Genomic DNA, 24260 nt, shown 5'->3' with positions numbered 1-24260 from the left:
ATTGAGTCGATCAAGCAGCAACTCCGGAAACTGAAAGAAGAATTCGAACGAGACATTGCGAACGGTGAAGAAGAGAATCTTGCTGAAAAAGTAAGGATAAAATATCTGAGCCGAAAGGGAAAGCTATCGTCATTTTTTGGATTTTTGGGCAAAGTTGAACCACAACATCGTCCTGAATTGGGGCAGCGTCTCAATCAGTTGAAAATTTTTTTCAATGAAGAACTGGAGAAATTAGCCGAAGCAGCAAAGAAAAAACCTCAAAAAGTTGATGTCTTTGATGCGACGCTGCCTGGCACACCGGTGCAAATGGGAACCAAACATCCGCTCTATCAGGTGTTGGATGAAATTAAAGAAATTTTCACCAATTTAGGTTTCACCATTGAGAACGGACCTGAGATAGAGCACGATTTTTACAATTTCGAGGCGTTGAATATTCCCAAAGATCATCCTTCCCGCGATCTGCAAGATACATTTTACATCACTGACGATCTTTTGTTGCGCACGCACACTTCGCCGGTGCAAATTCGGACGATGAAAAAAATGAAGCCGCCGATTCGGATGATCGCGCCGGGACGTTGTTTCCGCAAAGACGCCATTGACGCGACACATTTCCCTGTGTTTCATCAGGTCGAAGGTCTGGTCGTGGACAAAGGCATTACTTTTGCCGATCTGCGCGGCGTTGTCGGAGCATTTGCCAGGCGCTTATTTGGCAAGGATGTGAAAATTCGCTTCCGACCGAGTTTTTTTCCGTTCACAGAGCCCAGCGCTGAATATGATTTTTCTTGCGTAAAATGCAACGGCAAGGGGTGTAATATTTGCAAGGGAACGGGCTGGCTGGAGATTTCCGGCGCCGGCATGGTTGATCCCGCTGTTTTCGGATATGTTGACATCGATCCGGAAATTTACTCAGGCTTTGCTTTCGGAATGGGCGTGGAAAGAATTGCCATGTTGAAATATCAGGTTGCGGACATCCGTGATTTTTACGAAAATGATTTGAGATTTTTGACTCAATTTTAATGTTCTCGTTAAAATGCAAAAAATGAGGAAGATGGTTCGTTGAAAGTTACCGTTGATTGGTTAAAGAAATATATTGACTTCCCGTACGATCCCGTTACTCTAGGACAGAAATTGACCATGCTCGGTCTGGAGTTAGAGGGAATTGAGAAAAATCACTACGATTTCAGCGGCGTGGTCGTTGGGAAAATCGTCGAGACAAAAAAACACGAGAAACGTCCCAATATCAGTATTTGTCAAGTGGATATCGGCGGTGAAACTGTCCAGTTAGTTTGCGGCGCTCCCAATGCCGCAGCGGACAAAATGGTTGCCGTCGCGCTTCCCGGCGCAAAACTTCCTTCCGGGCAAACAATCAAAGAAATTGAAATCGACGGCTACAAATCCCCTGGCATGATTTGTTCAGAGGCGGAATTGGGAATTTCCCATCAGAGCGAAATCATCATGGAACTTAGCAACGGCGCTCCATTAGGAACGGACTTACGAGATTATCTGGGAGAAACGGAAACTGTATTAGAGCTTTCAATTACGCCGAACCGACCAGATTGTCTGGGAGTGATCGGAGTCGCCAGAGAAGTCGCGGCTCTGGTAAAAAAACGTGTTCGCACGCCGGAAATCAAAATCAACGAATCAAACGCGCTGAAAGTCAACGATTTTGTCAAAGTTGAGATCAAAAATCCCAAAAGTTGTCCGCGATACACGGCGCGGTACATCGAAGGCATCAAAATTGGGCCCTCGCCGCGCTGGTTGATTCAAAAATTAGAAGCAGTAGGAATCCGTACAATCAACAATATCGTTGATGTGACAAATTTTGTCATGATGGAGACGGGGCAGCCGCTGCACGCTTTTGATTACGATGAACTTTCCGGCGGCAAAATTGTTGTCCGCCACGCCACGGCAGGGGAGAAGTTTGTCACATTGGACGAGAAAGAGCACACTCTTTCCAATGAAAGATTGCTTATCTGCGATGCAGAAAAGCCAGTTGCGCTCGCTGGCGTCATGGGAGGATTGAACTCAGAAATTTCGACGGGTACAACTCGGGTTCTCCTGGAAAGCGCACTGTTTGATCCCACAAATATTCGCCGCACTGCCAAAACGCTGGAAATTTCAACAGAGTCCAGCCGACGATTCGAGCGCGGTGTGGATCCCGAAGGAGTCGTTTACGCGCTAAACCGAGCAGCGCAATTGATTCAGGAACTGGCTGGCGGAAAAGTTGCAGCGGGATTTGTGGATGAATATCCGCGGAAAATTACGCCGGTAAAAATTGAGCTCCGTATCGCGCGCGTCAATTCTATTTTGGGCGCAGAACTTTCTGAAAAAGAAATTACCGATTTGCTGGAACGCCTGGAATTTTCCGTTGAGCAAATTGAAGATGGAAAATTGTTGGTTCACGTGCCGACATTCCGCGTTGACGTGGAGCGCGAGATCGACTTGATCGAGGAAATTTCTCGGCTTTACGGTTTCAACAATATCGAAGAAAGCGTTTATGCGAAAATTCCGCTGGATATTCCGGTAAATAAAGAAGAAAAATTTCAGCAACTCTTACGTGATTTGATTGTTCGGCTTGGCTATAATGAAATTTTAACTCATGCGATGATCAGCTTTGACGTCGCCAGCAGATTTACGGCCAATGAGCCGATAAAAATCAAGAATCCGCTGAGCGAAGATATGGGAACGCTGCGCACCAGTTTATTGGCAGGATTATTGCAAATAGTCAAATGGAACAAAAATCGCAAAATTACAGATCAGCAATTGTTTGAAATTGGAAATATTTTTTATTACAAAAAAGGGAACAAAAAAGAGCATCGGGAAAAGAAAAAAATTGCTCTGGTGCGCACGGGAAAAGTGCGGCATGACTCATGGCTGGAAAGGGGCCGGGAGGTGACATTTTTTGACCTCAAGGGCGATTTGCGTGCTCTGCTGAAAACTTTGAATATCGACAATGTCAGTTTTCGGGAGAAAACAGAAAATTCATTTCTAGACAATGAGCGCTCCGTAAATATATACCTGGGAAAAGAGAAAGTTGGTTTCGTCGGATTTATTTCCGATGAAATATTGGAATTATTTAATCTCGATGATACCATAGTTGCCGCTGAAATTGATTTTCAGCCGCTTTTTGAAAATTACAATTGGGCGCGGAAGGCAATATCCGTCAGTAAATTCCCTGCCGTACATCGGGATATTGCGGTTGTGGTCGAACAAATGATTGTGGCGGAAACAATAGAATCGCACATTTGGGAGAGCGGCGGAAAGTACCTCAGACGCGTGGAGCTTTTCGATGTTTACAGCGGAAAGCAGGTCGCAGCCGATAAAAAAAGTTTTGCTTTTTCTTTATCATTTCAGTCCGATGAACGAACACTGACTGAGGCGGAAGTGGATGCAGATTTTCAAAATATTTTAGAGACATTAAAGAAAAAAGATAATGCTCACCTTCGGGCATAACCTTGAATTCAGAGATCGCTATGAGCGCGCTAGATATTTTGGAACAAAAAATTCTGCAAACCATTAAAATAATTGAGCGGCTGTCTGCAGAAAATAAAAAATTAAAACAAGAAAAAGATGCTTTGCTACAGGAATTAAAAGAAAAGGAACAATCTGTTGCGCAAACTGCGCAACAGTCAGATTTACCGGAACGCCAATCAGCAGATTTGGACAAATTAATAAAAAAAGAAGCACAAATTCGGTTAAGAATACAAAACATAATCGAAAAACTGAACCAGTTAGAAAAACTGAATCTTGGAATAGATAAAAAATGACGATTATTAGTGTCGTCTAATGTTCTGAAAATATTGCAGTGGCTAATGAGTGATGAATTTAAAATACTAAAAGTTAATATATTTGGCACCGAATATCCCATCAAAGGGAGTACGGATACTGAATATATTAAACAAGTCGCCAGCTACGTTGATCAAAAAATGCGCGAGATAGATCAAAATATACCGATAGATTCATCCCTGAAAGTGGCCATATTAGCGGCCTTAAACATAAGTGATGAATTGTTTCGGGAGCGTGAGCAAAAGGGGAATTCAGGAGATTTTAGTGATAAAATTCAACATTTGACACAACTTTTGGATTCTTGTATCGGCAAATACGGGAATTAACATCATCGCTTTATTGGCCTATCCCTGTTTTCAGTGATATTAGACGCACGATTTAAATCGTCGCCGTTGAGCCTTAGTGGACGGTTTGGCTTTTTGTGCTTAATATTACGGAAAACAGGGATTTTTTTTACTCACCCAAAATTTTGGAGGGGAGATGGAAATCTATTGGATGATAGCGATTGTTGTTGTAGGATTCGGGGCATTTGTTTTTGGGTGGCTCGCCAGTAAAAAAGTTGGCCAATCGAAAATTGGAAATGCCGAAAAAGTCGCGGAAAGAATCATCAGCAATGCAGAGCGCGATGCAGAAGCGCTAAAAAAAGAAAAATTATTTGAAGTAAAAGATGAGTGGATTAAACTAAAACAAAATTTTGAGAATGAAACAAAATCACGGCGCAATGAACTGACAAGATTGGAAAAGCAATTAGCAAATCGAGAAGTCAACATGGATCGAAAAGTCGATTTGCTTAACAAAAAAGAAAGAGAACTCAAGCGAGTCGAGCAAGACGTTTATGAAAAACAAGCAAAAGTGACGCAATTACAGTTGAAATTAGAGAAGATCATTCAGGAACAAAATACAAAATTGGAAAAGATATCAGGAATTTCACACGAGGAAGCAAAGCGAATCCTGATGGAAAATCTCATCGAGAAAGCAAAGCAGGAATCAGCTCACATCGTTAAAGACATCAAAGATCAGGCGAAGCTTACCGCTAATAAAGAGGCGAAGGAGATTATCATTCAGGCGATTCAGCGCACAGCGGCCGACCATTCCGTGGAGACAACGGTTTCCGTTGTCAATTTGCCGAATGAGGAAATGAAGGGTCGCATTATCGGGCGTGAGGGAAGAAATATTCGTAGTTTTGAAACTGCGACCGGCATTGAGGTGATCGTAGATGATACGCCAGAGGCAGTAATTTTGTCCGGTTTCGATCCGTTCCGACGAGAAATTGCCAGAATCGCATTGGAGAGATTAATTGCCGACGGCCGAATTCATCCGGCGCGAATTGAGGAAGTTGTGAATAAAGTCGCCAAAGAGATGGAAGAACGGATTGTGGAAATCGGGGAGCAAGCAATGTTGGAAACCGGGGTCCATAATTTGCATCCGCAATTGATTCGTCTGCTCGGCAAACTCAGTTATCGCACCAGTTACGGTCAGAATGTGCTGCAGCACGCCAAAGAAGTTGCCTATCTTGCGGGACTGATGGCCGCAGATCTGGGTTTGGATGCTTCGATTGCCAAAAGAGCCGGCTTGCTGCACGACATCGGCAAAGCGATCGACAAAAATACCGAAGGAACGCACACGGAAATTGGCGGAGAGATCGCTAAAAAATATAAAGAACATCCTATCGTGGTAAACGCGATTTTGAGCCACCATGAGGATGTGGAACCGATTTCTCCGATCAGCGTATTGGTACAAGCGGCAGATGCGATTTCCGGATCGCGACCGGGAGCCAGAAGAGAGACGCTGGAAGGATACGTCAAGCGCTTGCAGAAATTGGAACAATTGGCTGAATCATTCAGCGGCGTGGTAAAAACTTACGCTATTCAGGCAGGCCGTGAAATTCGCGTGATGGTGGAACATGAGAAAATTGACGACGCGATGGCCGATCAATTGGCTACGGATATTGCGCAGAAAATTCAGGATGAAATGGAGTATCCGGGGCAGATTAAGGTTACGGTTATTCGCGAATATCGCTCTGTCGATTACGCAAAATAATTTCGGCGGAAGATTGATTTTTGCTCTATTGCCTTTGGCGGAAGTCTGTGAGACGAAATTTACAAGATTGAAAGTGTGTGATTTAAGCTACCGCTTTTTCATCCTGTAAATCAGCGCAGGGGAAATAACAATCTCATTGCCGTCAACAAGCAAAATTGTGGGAAAATCCAATAATGTTACCGCCAAATTTCAACTTGGCTAATTTTTCAATTGATTTTTATCGCTAATTTTTCTATATTTAACAAGGAATCAAATTGCAAAATGATGTTCTAAACATTCTTTTTATTGCAGATATTATCGGCAAGCCAGGTCTGAAAATTGTCCAAAATTCCGTGCCTGAAATCAGACAACTGTACAATATTGATTTGTGCATTGCCAATGGGGAGAACGGAGCTGCCGGAAAAGGGCTCACTGAACCCATTGCGGCGCAATATTTTCAGCATGGCATAGACGTTATTACCAGCGGCAATCACATTTTTGAAAATTACAATTTTCCGAAATTACTGAACAGTAATTCGCGTATTTTGCGGCCCATCAATTATCCGCGCGGTGTTACCGGAAAAGGGTGGACGATTTATCGCACCAAGAAAAATGAAAAAATTGGCGTGATGAATGCACAGGGAAGAACTTTCATGTTTCCCATTGATTGTCCGTTTCAGGCCTTGTCGCGTGAAATCTCAAGAATAAGATTGGAAACGCCGTACATTTTTGTGGATTTTCACGCAGAAGCATCTGCGGAAAAAATAGCGATGGGTTGGCATCTCGACGGAAAAGTTTCAGCCGTGATCGGCACGCACACTCACGTACAAACTGCTGATGAGCGAATTTTGCCCGGCGGAACGGCTTACATCACTGACGCCGGGATGACCGGGCCCTTTGATTCGGTCATCGGCATGAAAAAAGAAATTGCAATCAAAAGATTTATTTATCAAACGCCGTTTCGTTATCAACCGGCGGAATCGGATTTAAGATTTAACGGCGTTGTTGTCACAATCGACAAGAATACAACAAAAGCCATCGCCATAAAAAGATTAAATTTCAAGACTGACCAAGAAGGCAAAAGAATAGAAAATGACCGCAAAAATTATTGATGGCAAGAAAATTGCAGCGGATATTAAGTTAGAGTTAAAACAAGAAATTGCGCGATTAAAAACTCGTCACATTTTTCCGACTCTAGCGACTGTACTGGTGGGTGATGATCCGGCTTCTGCGACATACGTACGCATGAAGGAGAAAATGTGCAATGTGTTAGGCATCGGAACCAAAAGTATCAAAAAATCAGCGAATTTGAAAGAAAGTGATTTGCTGGAAATTATTGCCGATCTTGGTCGTGATGAATCAGTTCACGGAATTCTGGTTCAATTACCGCTGCCGAAGCACATACATGAGTCCAATGTTATCAATTCGATACCGCCAGAAAAAGATGTGGATGGTTTTCATCCGGTTAACTGGGGAAAAATGATCAGGGGAGAAGATTGTTTTTTACCCTGTACACCTGCCGGAATACAAGAAATGCTCGTGAGAAGCGGCTATAATCCCGAAAAAAAACATGTCGTCATTGTGGGGCGCAGCAAAATAGTGGGGTTGCCACTGGCAAATATGCTCGTTCGCAAAGTTGCGGGCGCCAATGCGACTGTTACAATTTGCCATACCGGAACACAAAACCTGGCTGAAATTACGAAACAGGCAGACATTTTGGTTGCCGCTGTTGGCAGAGCCGAGGTCATCACTGCGGACATGGTCAATGAAAGATCTGTCGTAATCGATGTCGGCGTAAATAGGGTGGAAGCACTGGAATCGAAAAGGGGTTACAAATTGGTCGGCGATGTTCATTTTGATTCAGTCTCAAAAAAAGTCCAGGCAATTTCGCCTGTGCCCGGGGGAGTGGGACCGATGACGATAATTATGTTAATGAAAAATACTGTAAAAGCAGCTAAAAAAATGGCTCAATAAAAACGAATAAGCGCCAGTAGCTCAATTGGATAGAGCGTTGGCCTCCGGAGCCAGAGGTTGTGGGTTCGATTCCCGCCTGGCGCACGAACCTTTTCCAAAAGTCCCTATGACAAAAAGAGAAAATAAAACAAAAAAAGCACCGTTGGAAAATGACAGAGTCCATTTATTGTCAATTTTGAGCTATGTTCCCTTGTTTTGTTTTATCACCTTTTTTTCTTTTGACAAACTGGATGAATTTTCCAAACGTCACGCAAAACAGGGGATTATCTTGTTAATTATCGAGGTCATTGCGCTTTTGTTTTTAATCGACGTAATTAGCAAAATTTTCTGGATCATCATATTGGCTTTGTGTCTTTTTCTTTCTTTTGTCGGAATCGTTAAAGCGACTTTGAAGCGATCTTTTCAAGTACCATTTTTCGGGGAATTCTTAAATAAATATGATCTGTAATATAGCTAACTGATTGAAAGAGAATGGGTAACATTAAGGGACAAAAAACAATCAAAGCAGTTATTCCACTCAGCCTCATCAATGATAATGATAGGCAGTTGCTTAAAGCCCCGCTGAACGCAGAGAACAAGAAACATTTATTGCAGAAATTTTTTCAAATTGACGACTCCCAGGCGAATGCAATCAAAGTGGAACCAAACGAAAATACACTTAATCTGCTCTGGCATATCCCAAAAGTTAGTCCTGATGCGGAACAACACCATAAGCAGGCAATTATTGCCGCCAAAAACAGGAAATTAGACGAGTCAATTCTTCATTGGGAAGAAGCTTCAAATTCTGATCCGTATAACCCTGAGTATTTATTTCATTTAGGAATAGCTTATTACGAAACGAAGAAATACAATGAAGCGATTCAATCTTTGAAGCGTGCCATCACAATTTGTCCCATTCTTCAGAAGGCGTACATTATTTTAGGAATGAGCTATCTGAAAATTCGCAAATTTGACGAGTCCAAAAATTATTTGGAAAAAAGCCTGATCTTTAATCGAAAAAACTTATTGATTTATCTAAATTTAGGCTCTGTTTACGGCATCTTGAAAGATTATAACAGAGCGGAAGAAATGTTTATGCAGGCAATAAATATTTCTCCGAAGGAGCCAAGACCTTATTTCGGATTGGCTAAAATTTATGCAACTTTGGGAAAGAACGACGAAGCAAATAATTTTTTCAAAAAAGTGATCGAGCTTGATAAAAAGGGAATACTGGCCAATTACGCTAAAAGATCCATTGTTATTCTTCAGCCGGCGCCTGAAGCAACCGCTGAGAAAGAGCTTGCGGTTGAAAGCGCTGAAAATCCCGAAGAATATTATACGCGCGGCTATCGTTTTTTTCTGTTGGGAAATTTTGGACAGGCGATCCGTATGTACCAGCAATATTTAAGGATCAAACCCAGCGACGATTACGTCTGGTACGCGTTAGGCGAGGCTCAATTGCGCGCCGGAGACGTGAAAAATGCGGTGGAATCGTTCAAGCGAGCGGCAAAAATTTCCCCGAAGAAAGGCCTTTATTACAAAGAAATGGCGGTAGGATTTTATTATTTGCACGATTGGGAAAAATTAGCAGCGGCAACAAAAAAGGCGAAAGAATTGGGAAAAAATGATAGTCTGGTGTACTGTTTGCTCGGGAAAGCTCTCAAAGAACTGGGCAATATCAATGAATCTATTGTAATGCTGGATCATTCGCTAAAAACAAATTCCAATAATTTATTGGCAAAATACTTTATTGCTCAATCATTACTGAAAAAAAATGACCCGGAAAATGCCTTGGGCTATCTGGAAGAAATAACCTCCTCAAAAATAAATTCACAGGTTAAATCAGAAGCCGAGAAACTTTTAAAAGAAATTGAGGCAATGTAATGAATGTAGGAAAGACCTTTTTTTTGCCATTCTTTGGGTCGTATAAGATATATTATGTAAACTATTCAATATTTGAACCACAACAAAGGCCAAATTAATCTACAAGCAACGAAAAATCAAATGCTTTTGCCGAATGAGTCAAGCTGCCAATTGATATAAAATCTACACCCGTGTCAACAAATTTGTCGATGTTTTCATAATTTACTCCGCCGGAAATTTCAATTTTGACATGATTATCTTTTTCTTTGATAAGACTAACCGCTTGCTTAATTTTATTAACGGTCATATTATCTAACATAATTCTATCCGCTCCTGCGATTAGCGCTTGTTTTACTTCTTCGAGATTTGTCGTTTCCACTTCAATCGCTATTTCTTTTCGCACTTTTTCTGAATATTTTTTGCACTGCTCAACTGCCTGCAAAATACCGCCTGCGGCTTTAATATGATTTTCCTTTATGAGAAACATATCAAACAAGCCAAAACGATGATTTTGACCGCCACCGACTTTCACCGCATATTTGTCCAGGTAACGCCATCCCGGAAAAGTTTTTCTCGTGTCCAAAATTGTAATCCTATGCGGCAGAGCGATTTTTACAAATTCGTTTGTCAATGTTGAGACGCCGCTCATTCGCGAAAGAAAATTTAATATTGTCCTTTCGGCAATCAAAATTGATTTTATGGAACCCGACAATTTGCTAACACGCTGGTATTGCGAAAGATGGTCGCCTTCTTTAACAAAATTTATTACCTCCATTTCGGAATCTACTGAACCTGAAATTAATTCCGTCAAAAATCCGCCTGAAAAAATACCTTGTTGTTTAGAAATTATCATTGCAGTAGCAGTTTGTTTTTTTCCAAAGATGGCATTCGACGTGACATCGCCGATTTCATTCAGGTCCTCCTGGAAAGCCGTATTGATTAATAGAGATATTTCTTGAGAAATTCTATCGACGAAAAAATCATCATAACCGAATTTCCGCACATTTTCCGGCAAAGTTTTCGGGTCTATTAGCTGCATCTAATGCCTCTGTTTTGCATTTGACATCATCTGATCGATCTCATCAATTTTAGTCTGGGCGGGCTTGCCGAATACGCTTTGTTTGCCTTGTTGTCTGACTATTTTGGCGAATATTTTCTTTGCTCGCTCCGGCTCTCCGGCTTTCATGTACGCCACGCCTGCTTGAAACTGTGCAGTTACCCTCCAGTTCAATTTTGTGGGCCGTGACAAATACGCTACTTTGAGATATTCACTCACTGCACGTTTGAACTCCCCTTTGCCAAGATAGCACTCCCCTATCCAATATTGAATTCTCGGTTCGTTTTCAATATCAGCCTCATATTTCAATTTTTTCAACAACACGAGCGCGCGATCATATTCATGTAATTCGTAAAAGAGAATCCCCAACAATATTTTTTTTTCAAATACGTCGTCTGCATCCGGAAATCTGTCGATATATTCATAAATTGCAGAGACTGCTTGCTCGCGCATTCTCAAATCTGTGTAGCATCGAATCGCATTATTTTTGGCTAATTTTTCCTGCTCAATAGTTGTATTTTTTAATTGCGTGACTTTTTGATAGGCGAACAGTGCATTTTGGACTTGCTTCGCCTTCAAATAGTAAAAATTTCCCAGCGCAATATAGGCGTCGGCGACAATTTTTTGTTGTCGCGGATATTTCCTGATCAATTTTGTTAAAATTTCCAACGCATCGTCGTCTTTATTCAGAATAAAATTGAGTTTGCCCAACAAGAATTCAGCTCTTGCGCCCTGAGATGTTTTTTTGAAATGAGATCGTACGTTGTCAAAAATGTCTTCGGCCCGTTTAAAGTTCTTTTGTTTCAAAAAATAAGAACCGGCTTCCAGCATCAAGTCTGCAATGAGTGGGTTTTTCTTGCCGTACTTTTTTTTGAAGGCTTTTATTTGCGGCAATTTATTGCTAATTTTTCCTTGCCGAAAACGACAAATAATATTTTGTGCCTCGGAATAGGCGCGATCTGCGTGCGGTTCGGATTCCTGAACGATCTTTAAGTAGTAATCTGAAGCCTGTGCGTAGTCTTTTAATTCAAAAAAAAGATCGCCAATTTTTACAGTGGCGCTGTCAACAAGTCCAGACTCAGGATAGTCGTCGGTCAATCGTTTGAAATAATTTATTGCCCTTCTCATTTCCTCGGGCTCCCGCGACGAAAACAAATGTCCCAGAGCGAAAAGCGCATCTTCTACGTATTTTCCTGCCGGAAACAGCCGCAGATATTTTTGGAAATATGCTATTGCATTCTCCCGTTTCTCCATTCGTTCATAGATTTTTCCCAAATGGAATACAATTTCCTCCAACAATGAATCGTTTTCATCTGTAAAAGAATGAAAGAAATCTTCGTTTTCCCGCGTCGAATACATTTTACTGAAGATCTGCAACGCCAGCGATGGATGGTTTTGTGTGAGATAAATAGTTCCCAGTTTAATTTTTATCCGGTCAACGCAGGGGCTGTAAAAATGATTCTCAATAAAAGAGGAAAATATTTTTTCCCAGCGCTTTTCATTATTTGCTGCAGACAAATCAGCAAGCAGACTGATGGCCTGGCATAATTCACTGTTATTTCTATTGTTAACTAAAGAAAACAACAACATTTTCGCGGCGCTGTCATCGTGCGTTTGTACAAATAGTCGCGCTTGCAATAATGCTGCGTGGGTTTGCTCAGAGACATTTTCAGAATGCGTTTGCACATACAATAAACTATTGGCTACATCGAGGCTATCCAGCGAGTTGTTGACACCCAATTTTATCATAAGCTCAGCTAAATCCAGATTAACGCTTGTGGCGAATGAACTGCCGGGATATTGGTAGAGGAAATCTGTCAAACGCTGCTTGAATTCTTCGACGGTCAGGCTGTCTTTGGATATTTTTCCTTTGAAAGCTTCAATATTTCCCATGGCGGCGTCATCAGCCCACTCACTGGAGGGAAATAACGACAACAGACGATTAAAATACAGTTTTGCTGAATCAGCTTGCTCATTATTGATTCGGGAATTGGCTTGCGCTAGAAGGAGATATGACTTTCCGATAAAGTACATTGTTTTCGATCTTTCATCATCAGAAAGTTTTTCGGACGACAAAAGTTCTCGCCAATATTCTATCGCTTTTTCATAATTTTTGAGATCATCGAAATACAATTGGGCGATATTTTCCAATTTCGTTTTTGAATCGTTGCCGTCTTGCACGATATTTTCGATTACTTTAGTGAGAGAATTATTCAAATTTGCCTTTGAGGGAACATAATTTTGAATATGGAAAATTGCTTCTTCTGCTTTTTCTGAGAATGGGCTGGCGGGAAAATTTTGCCTGAGACGTTTGTATTCCTTAATAGCCTGTTCAAAGTCGGTTTTTTTTGCATAGCACCGTGCAATTGCAAATTGCGCGTCATCGACTAGCTTGCTTCGCGGAAAATTTGTCAAAATATCATCGTAATTTCTCATTGCGCGGTCAAACTCAGAAAGATTATCTTCGTAAATTTTCCCGATGTGAAATTTTATCTCGTCGAGATCGGCATTTGTCGGAAGTTGCGTCACATAATCACTCAATAATTTGATTGCCGCCTCGAATTGATTATTTTTTTCATAATTTTGCGACAATTTGGCAATAGCAGATCTCAGATAATGAGAATAAATATTTTTTTGATAGCAGAAATCTATCACTCTCAGAAACGCAGAATTTGCCTGATAATAATCTTTTAACTGGCTAAAGCATACGCCGCGCAAATAGTTCGCCCGAACAAATATGAGACTATCTGTTTCATTCTCTGCCAGAGTTTCCAGAAATGTGGCTGCCTGATCATATTGATTTTTCTTAAGTGAATTTTGAGCCAATAGAAATAAGTCTTTTGCGGTGCGTTGATTTTCAGGAATTTTTAGCAAATATTCAGAAGAAGAATCATAAAATCCTTTTTGAAAAAGAATTTCAGCCAATGCATAAGAAGCCTTTTTGATGACATCACTCCAATCATTGCTATTCCGCTGGTCGCTATATTTTTCAATCAACTCTCTGAAGCTTTGTTCAGCGTCCTGATAGCGGCCTGTCATTTTTTCGATGACGCCTTTTCGAAAAAGAGCTTTCGCGTGAACGATGCCGTCTTTTGTCAATGCAAGGAGATTGTTTATTTCAGTATTTGCCCGATCATAATGTTTTGTGTTCATAAAAACATCAATGAGAACAAGTCGGGCTTCAAAAGTTTCAGCAGCGCTGGGAAAGGCCTCCTGCAGATCGTAAATTATTCTTTTTGACTGTTCATAGTCTTTAATTTTAAAAAATTTTTGCGCGGATTTCAACAACGATATCTTTGCCAGGCTGCTCTTAGGATAAAAAATATACACCTGGTGGAAAGTTTTTGCCGCAGCCCGAATGTTGCCCGCGGCATTGAACGATTTGGCCAATTCAAAGTGAGCCTGATCCAGAAGCTGTGCTTGTGGAAACCGAGCGATTAAAAGAGTAAATTCTTTAATCGCTGAATCGTATTGACCACTCTGATAGTAACACTTGCCGGCAAGGACAAGAGATTCTGGCGCCTTGGCGTGAAGTGTGTTTTCCATTGCAAATTGGTGAAATTGTTCAGCGGCAAGGTCATACAAGCTGTCGTTCATCAATTTTTTTGCATAAATAAACGAAACACCGTCGTCTTGTTGAGCAAAAACAAATTGGCTAAAAAATAGCACAAAAAGGATGGCAATTCTGATCATTTTCATCGCAAAATCTCCAACTTGGCATATTTATAAATTATTTTCTTCTCCCCTAACCCCTCAAAAAGAATAAAAAGTTTTGGATTATTTGCTTCGTTGCCCGACTCAATTTTCCTGATAATCCCCTTCCCAAATCTCGGATGGCGGACAAGCGCCCCGACTCGCAATTCTGGTGGCTGATTGTTATCCGATTTTTGCCGAAGATTGTCAGATTTCTTGACACTTTGAGAGAAAGAGCGTTTTGGGGCGCGATGATGAGAATAATAACCAATTTCCTCGTCGGCTTCCACATAAGTTTTGTCCAGCTCTGCTAAAAATCTTGAAATTGCGCCACTCGTACTATCGCTTCCCCCTTGCCAACGAAACTTTGCCGCCGTCAAATATAGTTTTTCCATGGCGCGAGTTGCTCCGACATAAAAAAGCCGTCTTTCTTCTTCCAGACTTTCGATGCTTCCTGCTTGCCGAGATAGCGGAAAAAGCCCTTCTTCCAGACCGGTAATAAAAACGACAGGAAATTCAAGACCTTTGGCGCTATGCAGCGTCAGCAAAGAAACAGCATTTACTGATCTATCCCAATTATCGACGCTGGTGATCAGGGCGACGCTTTCAAGATAATGCTCAAGGGTCAATTCAGAATTTTGTTTACTAAATTCCTTGATGCCATTAATAAGTTCTTTGATGTTTTCCATGCGAGTAGCGGCCTCTTCCGTTCCTTCTGCTTTCAAAGCTAACAGGATTCCCAACTCATCAATCAAAGCGCTCGTGAGCTCCGACGGAGAAAGTTGCTCTTTTAAGCTAACGTAGCGTTGCAAGAATTCACCAAGTTGTTTGAGAGTGGAAACTTTCGATTTTTGCAATGAGCCCACTTCATGCGCTTTGAGCAAACAATTGAATAAGGATATATTTTTTTGAGCGCAGAACTCCTCCAGACGCTCAATTGTCGTCTTTCCGATGCCTCGAGCGGGATAATTGATGATTCTTTTCAAACTGACGCTATCTTGCGGATTAGCAAGGAGTTTGAGATACGCAAGAACATCTTTAATTTCCTTTCTTTCATAAAATCGAATGCCGCCCACGATGATATAATTGATTCCTCTACTGCGCAAGGCGTCTTCCAGCGCCCGGGATTGGGCATTAATTCGGAAGAGAACAGCAAAATCAGAAAAGTTATGATGGTTTTTTTGCATCTCCTCTTCAATTTTCATCACAACGTAGTTCGCCTCGTCACTGGCGTTATTGACAATTTTTAGAGTGATTTTTTCACCCTCGCCCTTTTTAGTCCATAATTCCTTATCCATGCGATTGTAATTATTGCGAATAATGGAATGAGCAATATGCAGGATATTTGCCGTGGAGCGGTAATTCTGTTCGAGCCGGAAAATTTTACAATCAGGAAAATCTTTTTCGAAGTCCAAAATATTTCTTATTTCAGCGCCGCGCCAGCGATAGATGGATTGATCATCATCTCCGACAACTGAGATATTTCGATGCTTCTCGCCGAGCAATTTTATTAATTTATACTGAATTCGATTCGTGTCCTGATATTCATCGACGAGAATGTAATGAAAGAGCTCCTGATAATGACTTAAAACAGTTGGAAATAATCGAAATAGCTCGTGGCTTTTTCCAAGCAGGTCCTCAAAGTCCATGGCATTGTTTTGTAACAATCGGTTATTGTAGCGATTAAAGATATCATAAAAAACTTCATTAGACAGGGCTGGATTGCGTAACTTAAACTCTTCCAGCGAGATAGATGAATTTTTGATGATTTTAATGTATGATTGAATTTGCTTCGGTTTCAAATTTTGAGCATTGATTATCTCGAGTTCGTTTATGACTGATTTTACAAGCGAAAGTTGGTCAGCTTCATCGTAAATGACGAAACTCGGTGTGTAGCCGATTTTCGAGCAATCCTTCCGCAGAATTCTGGCAAAATTTGAATGAAATGTACCAATCCACAAACCACGCAATTCGCCATTCAGAAGGGCGGAAATTCGTTCCTTCATTTCTCTCGCTGCTTTATTGGTGAACGTCATGGCCAAAATATTGCCGGGGTTGATACCCTTTCGCTCGATCAAGTAAGCGATTTTATGCGTCAAAACTCTCGTTTTACCGCTGCCAGCTCCCGCCAGAATCAAACTAGGACCATTCGTGTGTTCCACAGCTTTTCGCTGCACTGAATTCAAATTTCTTAATAAAGTTGTTTGCTTTTCTTTATTTCCCATTCAATCTTTCTTTCCGCTTGACAAGTCTGCGATATTCGTCAAATTTTCTTTTCGCTTTCAGGTGTTCTTTCAAATTTTTGCTAAAAATGTGAGCGCCATCTCCCCTGGCGACAAAATAAAGGTAATCCACATCCGCCGGATGAACAGCAGCAATAATGGATTTTATTCCCGGATTATTGACAGGCCCCGGTGGTAATCCCGGATATTTGTAAGTATTGTAAGGTGAATCAATTTGTAAATCTTTGTTCAACAGCCGGCGCGGTCCATCGGGAATAATAAATTGAATAGTTGGGTCAGCTTGCAACAGCATATTTTTTTGCAAACGATTTTGATAAACAGCAGAAATTATTGCCCGCTCCGAATCTACCATTGCTTCGCCTTCAATCAAAGAAGCCAATGTCAAAATCTGATGTAACGTCCAGCCGCTGTCTTTTATTTCTTTCATTAATGAATCGCTCAAATTTTTCCTTAATTCCGCGACCATTATCCGCATGACGTCTCGCTCGCTCATTCCCCAATCAAAGTAGTATGTTTCAGGATAAAGATACCCTTCCAGCGACTCGCTGTCGATATGCAGTTTTTTCAAAAAATCTCTGTCATGTACAAGATGCATGAATTTTGTCGAATCGATCCCCAATCTCGCCTGTAAAAGAGAAGCCATCTGAAACGAAGTGTAGCCTTCAGGAAACGTGACGCGAATTCGCGCTGTTTTGCCCTGGGCAAGAATTTTCATGAGCTGATAGGGCGAAAGCCCCTGGCGCAGTTGATAAAATCCGGCTTTGAGACTTTGATGTTGTCGAAACAGACGAACTGCCAATAAGAAATCTTCTTTTTTATTAATCAAACCGTTTCTCTTTAAAGTGTCAGCAATCGCAACCGGGGAAGCGCCGCGTTCAATTTTTATGTTGATAGCCGCATCTGGTTTTCCGGACGTTGGTAAAAATATTTTTCCTACCTTCATTCCCAAAACTAACACGATTGCCAGCAAAATAACAGCAATGATCATAATAAATTTTTTCATGCTGTTTTCCTCGTTAAAAACCCAGTGCTTTGCCGTTCCATCTGAAATCAGGCGCTCCGATCAATTCTCCGCTTTTTTCCTGAAACAAAATTGCTGTAACTTCCGAGTGATAGCCCATCGTCTCCACAGTATGCCCCATTGCCCGCAGATTTTCCAATACATCAGACGGAAAAAACATTTTTTCTACAAAAATTTTATCGGGAAGCCACTGGTGATGAATTCTCGGAGCGTTTATCGCTTCTTGCAGAGACATGTCGAAAACGATTACATTCAAAATTGTCTGCAATGTTGCCGTGATTATCTTTGGACCTCCCATGGCGCCTACTGCCATGAAAAATTTGCCGTTTTTTCTCATGATCGTCGGTGACATGGAAGAGAGCATTCGTTTGCCCGGTTCAATCAAATTGGGTGCAAATGCCACTAATTTGTAAATATTCGGATTGCCGGCTTTGATTGCGAAATCGTCCATTTCATTGTTCAATAAAAATCCGGCGCCATCGACGACTGCTTTGGCTCCGTAGCCGCTGTTGATCGTGTAAGTGACCGCAACCGCCATGCCGTTTTTGTCGACAACATTGTAGTGGGTCGTGTGGTTTCCTTCAAATTGAAAAGGATTTGCAATAGGAATTTCTGCTGCGGGAACTGCTCGGTCAGGCTGAATATTTTCAGCGATTTTTTGTGCAAAATTTTTGCTGATCAATGTTTTTATCGGCACTTTCACAAAATCAGCATCGCCGAGGAAGTGTGCCCGCACGGCGAAAATATTCTTCAGAGTTTCTGTGAGCAAATGCAAATATTGTGAAGAATTCCAACCCATCTGTTTCAAATCATATTTTTCCAGAATATTAAAGGCCTGAATCAGACAAATTCCCCCGGAAGAAGGCAGACCCATGGAGATAACCTCATAATCATGAAATTGTCCGATCACCGGCCGTCTTTCGATGGCACGGTAGTCGCGCAAATCCTTTAATGTGATCAAACCGTGATTTTTTTCCATGTCCCGAACAATCAGCTTGGCAGTCTTCCCCTCGTAAAATCCTTTGGCGCCATGTTTGGCGATTCTTTTCAGCGTGGAATATAAATCTGGCTGGCGAAAAATATCTCCTTTTTCATAAATTTCACCATTCTTTTTGAAGAAAACTTTCTTTGAGGAAGGGAATCGAGAAAATGCGTTCTTTAATCTCAACAAATCCCGATGAAACTGATAGCTCACAGGAAGACCATTTTTCGCCAACGCTAATGCCGGCTGTAGAAGTTTTTTCAATGGCATTGTACCATATTTCTTTAGCGCCATTGTTAATCCTGCGACTGTGCCCGGAACGCCGCAAGCAGCGTAGCCAAAGGTGCTTTTCCCGGGAATCACTTTGCCGTCTGCGTCAAGATACATGTCCCGGCTTGCTTTGAGTGGCGCTGTTTCGCGAAAGTCAATCGTTGTGGATCTTCCGTCCGGAAAACTTATTACCATGAACCCACCGCCGCCGATATTTCCGGCAGTGGGATAGGTTACTGCTAAAGCAAATCCCACAGCAATGGCGGCGTCAATGGCGTTTCCGCCTTTTTTTAATACATCAACTCCAACACGAGTCGCTGTTTCCTCGGAAGAAACAACCATTCCCTGTTTTCCGCGCGCTTCAGAAATGTAGCGGGCAGGCGCATTTACGAAAAGAAACAAGAGGAGAAAAACGGTCACAATTGTTACTGTGTTTTTCGATTTCATTTCTGCCTTACTGTCCTTTGCTTTTTCCAATTTCTAATTTGCTGAATGGTGAGAGTATTAATTACATTTTTAGCCGTTGCCCAGCCGCGCCGGGCAGTTCCCACGCCAAATTTCAGGTAATTCAGATTGTCGACGTGATGCGCGTCCGTGTTTATCGCCAACAATGCGCCTTTTTCAACAGCCACCCTCACGTGTTGATCATTCAAATCGAGTCGCCAGGGATGACTGTTTATTTCCAGCGCAATGTTTTTCTCGATTGCTTTTTCGATTATTTTTGAAATGTCAACTTGGTAACTGTCGCGTTTATTAATGAGCCTGCCGGTTGGATGAGCGATGATGTCAACGTGGGGATTTTCCATTGCTGTGAGAATACGTTCCGTTGGATTCTTTTGAAAATTTGAGTGAATGGACACGACGACAATATCTAACCTGGCTAAAATTTCATCCGGAAAATCAAGACTGCCGTCATCCAGAATGTCAACTTCGGAGCCGGAAAAAAGCGTAAAATCTGTCAGACTCTTGTTCAAATTTTTTATCGCCTCGATCTGTGCCAACAATCTTTCTGCTGACAATCCGTTCGCGTAGCCGGCGGAGCGGGAATGGTCACAAATTGCCAAATATTGATGGCCCAATTTTTTCGCGGCAGCGACCAAATTCTCCATTCGGCTGTGGCCGTCGCTGCCAATTGTGTGAACGTGCAGGTCGCCTTTAATGTCTGAAAGTTTAATCAGCTCGGGCAAATGATTTTGCGCTGCTGCTTCGACCTCTCCCCTATCTTCACGCAATTCCGGCGCAATCCATTGCAAGCCAAGTGATTTGTAAATCTCATCTTCAGTTTCGCCACAAATAAAATTATCGTCCCGGAAAAGTCCGTATTCGTTAATTTTTAGCCCCTGCTTTTTGGCGATACCGCGAATTTTGATGTTGTGCGCCTGTGAGCCGGTGAAATATTGCAGCGCCGCCCCAAAATTTCTCGACGAAACTGCCCGCAGATCAACTTGCATTTTATTTTGCAATCTTACAGAGCCCTTAGTTTCGCCGGCAGCAATCGCGATTTCGACTTCTGGCATTTGTACAAAGAAATCAATAACCTCTTTGCTATTTTCCGTTGCTGCCAAAATGTCAAGATCGTGAACAGTTTCTTTCATTCGCCTGATGGAGCCCGCCATGGAAAGAGAAATTTCAGGAAATTGATTTTGTAACCGCTGAATTATTTCCTCTGCGACCGGATACGCATCTCCGAGACGAAATCTTTCGCTGACAGAAAGATAAAAATCAACCCCTTCCTTGATTTTGTTGACTTTTTTTTCGCCCATTCCGGGCAATGCGGCTAATTTGCCATTTTCAATGACTTTGACCAGATCATCCAGATTTTTTACGCCAAGCTTTTTGTGTGCTGCAGCGAGAGTTCGGGGTCCCAAATTTTGAATATCTAACAATTGCAGCAAGCCTGCCGGGACGGCGTTTTTGAGTTGTTCGTATTTGGAAATTTTTCCGGTAGTTAAAAATTGTTCAACCTTTTTGACCAAAGCCGTACCAAATCCAGGCAAAGTAGCAACTTTTCTCTGCTCGTGCAGCTCTCGAATGTTCAAAGGCAAATCTTTCAAAACGCGGCTGGCTTTGCGGTAGGCGTTAATCTTGAAAGGATTTTCTCCTTGAAATTCCAAAATATCTGCCAATCGTTCAAATATTTCTGCAATCTGATCGTTTTCCATGGCTTTCTTCCCAAAAACATGCGAGCTTTAATATATAAATTAATGATAAGAATGTCAATAAAAAAAAGAGGATACGCCAGCGCATATCCTCTTTCTAATTTCTTAAATATCAATCACTTCACAACAAAATTCACCAGCCTGTTTTTTACAACAATTTTTTTTAAAATATTTTTCCCGCTGACGTGCTTTTGAATTTTTTCATCGCCCAGTGCCGCTTCAATGACAAGCTCATCTGCTGAATCGCGCTCTATTTCAATTGTCGTGCGCAGTTTGCCATTTATCTGCACGGCAATAGGAATTGCGTCTCTTTGCGTCTTTGCTTCATCGTATTCAGGCCACTGCGCGTTGAAAATGCTGTAGCGTTGACCGATTTTTTCCCAGCATTCTTCGGCAAAATGAGGCGCGAACGGAGCCATCAAAAGCACCAACGTCTCTTTCGCCTCCTCTAAAACTTGACGATTTTGCTGTTCCAGAGGCACGTTTTGAATGTAAAGATACATTGCATTCACAAATTCCATGATGCGGCTAATGGCAGTGTTGAAATGGAATCGTTCTAGATCTGTTGTGACCATTTTTATCGTGTAATGTCTCACACGCTCCAATTCTTTGCTTTCTTTCTCCTCGCTGCCAGTTGCTTTGTTTTCTTTGAGCAAATCCACGATCCGCCAGACGCGATTAATGAAACGGTGAATTCCGGTAATTCCTTCATCGTTCCAATCGCCGCCCTCTTCGTAGCTGCCCATGAACATCATGTACATGCGAAAAGTATCAGCGCCGTATCTCTCGACAAAAATATCCGGATTTACCACATTGCCGCGAGATTTAGACATTTTATTGCTGTCTTTTGTGATCACTCCCTGATGAATGAGTCTTTTAAATGGCTCATCAAAATCGATCAGCTTTAAATCGTAAAGAACTTTGGCGAAAAAGCGCGCATACATCAAATGCATGACAGCGTGTTCCGCGCCGCCGACATATTGATCCACCGGCAGCCATTTTTTCGCCAGACCTTTGTCAAAAGGAAAAGCATCAATATCCGGATTGGGAAATCGTAGATAATACCAAGAAGAACAAACAAAAGTATCCATTGTATCGACTTCCCGCCTGGCTGGTTTGCCGCATTTGGGGCAGGTTGTATTGACAAAATCAAGATTTGTCAACAGTGGGGACTCCCCTTTGCCTTTGAAATCCACTTTTTCGGGAAGTACTACCGGAAGTTGATCTTCAGGGACAGGAACTTCTCCGCAATCCGGACAATAAACAATCGGAATCGGCGCTCCCCAGTAACGCTGGCGCGAAATTAGCCAATCTCGCAGTTTGTAATTGATCGTTTTTTCGCCAAAGTTACGTTCTTCCAGATATTTGATGACTTTGGCAATGCCCTCCTTTGACGGAGTACCGTTAAATTTTCCCGAATTTATCATAATTCCCGGCTCTACGTAAGCTGCTTTTAGTTCTTCATGTGCTTTTCCGTCTGGGCTAATAACCTCGCGGATTGGCAAATTATATTTTGTAGCAAATTCAAAATCGCGCGTGTCATGGCCTGGGACTGCCATCACGGCGCCAGTGCCGTAAGTAACCAACACATAATCTGCGATCCAGATTGGCACGCGTTCATTATTCACAGAATTGATCGCGTAGGCGCCAGTAAAAACGCCTGTCTTTTCCTTTTCCGTAGACGTGCGCTGAATATCAGATTCTTTCCGTGCTTGCTCAACATAATCGTTTACGGCGTCGCGCTGTTTATCCGTAGTCAATTTGGGAACTAAAGGATGTTCCGGCGCCAACACCATGTACGTCACGCCCCATAATGTGTCAGGGCGCGTCGTGAAAACTTCGATTTTGTCATCCGAGTTTTCCACAGAAAAAACGATTTTAGCGCCCTCGCTCTTGCCGATCCAGTTTTTCTGCATGGCGATGGTTTTCTCCGGCCAGTCGATGCGCTGATGGCCTTCCAGCAGTTTTTCCGCGTAATCAGTGATTTTGAAAAACCATTGTTCCAAATCTCTGTGCGTGACTTCTGTCTCGCAGCGTTCGCAGTGGCCGTCAATTACTTGCTCGTTGGCTAAAACTGTCTGGCACTTGGGACACCAGTTTACCGGCGCTTTTTTGCGGTAAGCAAGACCATTTTTATACAGCAGCAGGAAAAACCACTGCGTCCATTTGTAATATTCCGGCGCGCTGGTGTTGATTTCTTTGCTCCAATCGTACATGGCGCCAATGGCTTTGAGTTGCTTTCGGATGTATTCAATATTTTGGGCAGTACTAATTGCCGGATGAATACCATGTTTAATGGCGTAATTTTCCGCTGGCAGGCCAAATGCGTCGTAACCCATGGGTTCAAAAACATTGTAACCCTGCATTCTCTTAAATCGCGCCCAGGTATCAGTAGGCCCGTAATTGTACCAGTGGCCGATATGCAGTTTATCGCCTGATGGGTAAATAAACATCACCAGACAGTATAATTTTTTATCGACATCGTTCATGTCAGTTTTATACAGTTGGGTCTTCTCCCATTTCTGCTGCCATTTTTTTTCAACTTCTGCAAATGGATAGGCGCACATAATAACTCCTATACGATAAATTTTTCCTGATCAAAAAATTTTCTAAAAGATGAAACCGGAAATTAAAAAAATGAGGATGGACTACCTTCAGGCAAGCAAAGATAGCCCGCTCGTAAGAGCGAGCGGAAGTTCTCTCCCTTTATTTGGTCGCAGCAAAAAAAGATGCCGGGCGGAATTAACTATGTTCCGAAAATTTCGCTTCATGAATAACTCTAATATACTGATTTTTAGAATTTATTGGCATAAATATAATAAAAAAAACATTGAGTGTCAAGCAATTTGTTTGAGAATTTGAATATCTCCCAAAACATACATTTAAGAAATATCTGACGCTTTAAAGGCGAAAAGCGATTTTTTCCGGCAAATTGTCGAAAGCGCCCCTCCCAGACTGGAATCGTAACGAGGAAAAACGGATTGAAGGAAGACCGTGAGCGAATTTTTATCACTTCCTAATTAAGCCATTTTTCAAATCCAAAGCTAAAAATTTTCCTTGACTTTTACCAGAAAAATTATTATAATGGCACATTCAAATTCGGGGCTATAGCTCAGTTGGGAGAGCGCTTGACTGGCAGTCAAGAGGTCAGGAGTTCGAGCCTCCTTAGCTCCACTTTTGTTTTTAAGCCATCTGACCAATCAGGTGGCTTTTT

16 protein-coding genes and 2 tRNA genes are annotated in these 24260 nt (G+C 41.9%); 11 read left to right on the top strand and 7 right to left on the bottom strand.

From position 1 onward, the window contains the following. The first annotated feature begins 9 nt into the window (after nt 1-9). From pheS to GXO74_15300, 10 genes are all read left to right on the top strand, one after another. On the top strand, nt 10-1017 hold the full coding sequence (gene pheS / locus GXO74_15345; GenBank protein NOZ63028.1) for a phenylalanine--tRNA ligase subunit alpha: 1008 nt from the start codon (nt 10-12) through the stop codon (nt 1015-1017). Nucleotides 1018-1056: 39 nt separating this feature from the next. Next, complete coding sequence (locus tag GXO74_15340) at nt 1057-3453, top strand: phenylalanine--tRNA ligase subunit beta (protein NOZ63027.1); 2397 nt, start codon at nt 1057-1059, stop codon at nt 3451-3453. A gap of 20 nt (nt 3454-3473) precedes the next feature. After that, nucleotides 3474-3767 (top strand): hypothetical protein, encoded by a 294-nt coding sequence (locus GXO74_15335; protein NOZ63026.1) that lies wholly within the window; start codon nt 3474-3476, stop codon nt 3765-3767. Nucleotides 3768-3812: 45 nt separating this feature from the next. After that, nucleotides 3813-4112 (top strand): cell division protein ZapA, encoded by a 300-nt coding sequence (locus GXO74_15330; protein NOZ63025.1) that lies wholly within the window; start codon nt 3813-3815, stop codon nt 4110-4112. A 154-nt stretch (nt 4113-4266) separates the two neighbouring features. Continuing rightward, the gene (gene rny, locus GXO74_15325; protein ID NOZ63024.1) at nt 4267-5826 is read left to right on the top strand and encodes a ribonuclease Y; all 1560 of its coding nucleotides are present in this window, start codon (nt 4267-4269) and stop codon (nt 5824-5826) included. A 254-nt stretch (nt 5827-6080) separates the two neighbouring features. After that, nucleotides 6081-6917 (top strand): TIGR00282 family metallophosphoesterase, encoded by an 837-nt coding sequence (locus GXO74_15320; protein NOZ63023.1) that lies wholly within the window; start codon nt 6081-6083, stop codon nt 6915-6917. Continuing rightward, nucleotides 6898-7779, top strand: a complete 882-nt coding sequence (locus GXO74_15315) for a bifunctional 5,10-methylene-tetrahydrofolate dehydrogenase/5,10-methylene-tetrahydrofolate cyclohydrolase (protein NOZ63022.1) — start codon at nt 6898-6900, stop codon at nt 7777-7779. The genes GXO74_15320 and GXO74_15315 overlap by 20 nt, the downstream gene beginning before the upstream one ends. A 10-nt stretch (nt 7780-7789) precedes the next feature. After that, nucleotides 7790-7863 (top strand) — tRNA-Arg (locus GXO74_15310). Nucleotides 7864-8047: 184 nt separating this feature from the next. After that, a complete protein-coding gene (locus GXO74_15305; protein ID NOZ63021.1) occupies nt 8048-8227 on the top strand; it encodes a hypothetical protein in 180 nt (59 codons plus the stop codon). A 23-nt stretch (nt 8228-8250) separates the two neighbouring features. Next, nucleotides 8251-9642 (top strand): tetratricopeptide repeat protein, encoded by a 1392-nt coding sequence (locus GXO74_15300; protein ID NOZ63020.1) that lies wholly within the window; start codon nt 8251-8253, stop codon nt 9640-9642. Between the two features lie 94 nt (nt 9643-9736). On the opposite strand, the gene nadC is transcribed toward GXO74_15300, so the two are convergent. The 7 genes from nadC to GXO74_15265 all read right to left on the bottom strand — a co-directional run bounded on the left by nadC (nt 9737) and on the right by GXO74_15265 (nt 23613). Beyond that, nucleotides 9737-10660, bottom strand: coding sequence for a carboxylating nicotinate-nucleotide diphosphorylase (nadC, locus tag GXO74_15295; protein ID NOZ63019.1), 924 nt, complete (start codon nt 10658-10660; stop codon nt 9737-9739). Further along, nucleotides 10661-14377 carry a tetratricopeptide repeat protein gene (locus GXO74_15290; GenBank protein NOZ63018.1) on the bottom strand — a complete coding sequence of 1239 codons (3717 nt, stop codon included), beginning with the start codon at nt 14375-14377 and terminating at the stop codon, nt 10661-10663. Then, on the bottom strand, nt 14374-16596 hold the full coding sequence (locus GXO74_15285) for a UvrD-helicase domain-containing protein (GenBank protein ID NOZ63017.1): 2223 nt from the start codon (nt 16594-16596) through the stop codon (nt 14374-14376). Before GXO74_15285 ends, GXO74_15290 begins: the two co-directional genes overlap by 4 nt. Next, the gene (mltG, locus tag GXO74_15280; GenBank protein ID NOZ63016.1) at nt 16586-17617 is read right to left on the bottom strand and encodes an endolytic transglycosylase MltG; all 1032 of its coding nucleotides are present in this window, start codon (nt 17615-17617) and stop codon (nt 16586-16588) included. The genes GXO74_15285 and mltG overlap by 11 nt, the downstream gene beginning before the upstream one ends. Nucleotides 17618-17630: 13 nt before the next feature. Continuing rightward, entirely contained in the window at nt 17631-19334 is a 1704-nt protein-coding gene (gene ggt, locus GXO74_15275) for a gamma-glutamyltransferase (GenBank protein ID NOZ63015.1), read from the bottom strand. Continuing rightward, entirely contained in the window at nt 19331-21049 is a 1719-nt protein-coding gene (gene polX / locus GXO74_15270; protein NOZ63014.1) for a DNA polymerase/3'-5' exonuclease PolX, read from the bottom strand. The genes ggt and polX overlap by 4 nt, the downstream gene beginning before the upstream one ends. Nucleotides 21050-21162: 113 nt before the next feature. Further along, nucleotides 21163-23613 (bottom strand): leucine--tRNA ligase, encoded by a 2451-nt coding sequence (locus GXO74_15265; protein NOZ63013.1) that lies wholly within the window; start codon nt 23611-23613, stop codon nt 21163-21165. Between the two features lie 534 nt (nt 23614-24147). Here GXO74_15265 and GXO74_15260 point away from each other — a divergent pair. Further along, a tRNA-Ala gene (locus GXO74_15260) sits at nt 24148-24220 on the top strand. Nucleotides 24221-24260: the final 40 nt, after the last annotated feature.

It is taken from the genome of Calditrichota bacterium (assembly GCA_013152715.1).
In the GTDB taxonomy this organism is placed as follows: Bacteria; Zhuqueibacterota; Zhuqueibacteria; order Thermofontimicrobiales; family Thermofontimicrobiaceae; genus 4484-87.
Note: the sequence above shows the minus strand (reverse complement) of the source record. Positions and strands in the feature narration are given on the sequence as shown.

What these genes read in the sequence shown, in the direction of transcription:
- GXO74_15335 (NOZ63026.1), top strand. Translation starts at nt 3,474, where the DNA reads ATGAGCGCGCTAGATATTTTGGAACAAAAAATTCTGCAAACCATTAAA.
- GXO74_15330 (NOZ63025.1), top strand. Translation starts at nt 3,813, where the DNA reads ATGAGTGATGAATTTAAAATACTAAAAGTTAATATATTTGGCACCGAA.
- rny (NOZ63024.1), top strand. Translation starts at nt 4,267, where the DNA reads ATGGAAATCTATTGGATGATAGCGATTGTTGTTGTAGGATTCGGGGCA.
- GXO74_15315 (NOZ63022.1), top strand. Translation starts at nt 6,898, where the DNA reads ATGACCGCAAAAATTATTGATGGCAAGAAAATTGCAGCGGATATTAAG.
- GXO74_15300 (NOZ63020.1), top strand. Translation starts at nt 8,251, where the DNA reads ATGGGTAACATTAAGGGACAAAAAACAATCAAAGCAGTTATTCCACTC.
- nadC (NOZ63019.1), bottom strand. Translation starts at nt 10,660, where the DNA reads ATGCAGCTAATAGACCCGAAAACTTTGCCGGAAAATGTGCGGAAATTC.
- GXO74_15290 (NOZ63018.1), bottom strand. Translation starts at nt 14,377, where the DNA reads ATGAAAATGATCAGAATTGCCATCCTTTTTGTGCTATTTTTTAGCCAA.
- GXO74_15285 (NOZ63017.1), bottom strand. Translation starts at nt 16,596, where the DNA reads ATGGGAAATAAAGAAAAGCAAACAACTTTATTAAGAAATTTGAATTCA.
- mltG (NOZ63016.1), bottom strand. Translation starts at nt 17,617, where the DNA reads ATGAAAAAATTTATTATGATCATTGCTGTTATTTTGCTGGCAATCGTG.
- ggt (NOZ63015.1), bottom strand. Translation starts at nt 19,334, where the DNA reads ATGAAATCGAAAAACACAGTAACAATTGTGACCGTTTTTCTCCTCTTG.
- polX (NOZ63014.1), bottom strand. Translation starts at nt 21,049, where the DNA reads ATGGAAAACGATCAGATTGCAGAAATATTTGAACGATTGGCAGATATT.
- GXO74_15265 (NOZ63013.1), bottom strand. Translation starts at nt 23,613, where the DNA reads ATGTGCGCCTATCCATTTGCAGAAGTTGAAAAAAAATGGCAGCAGAAA.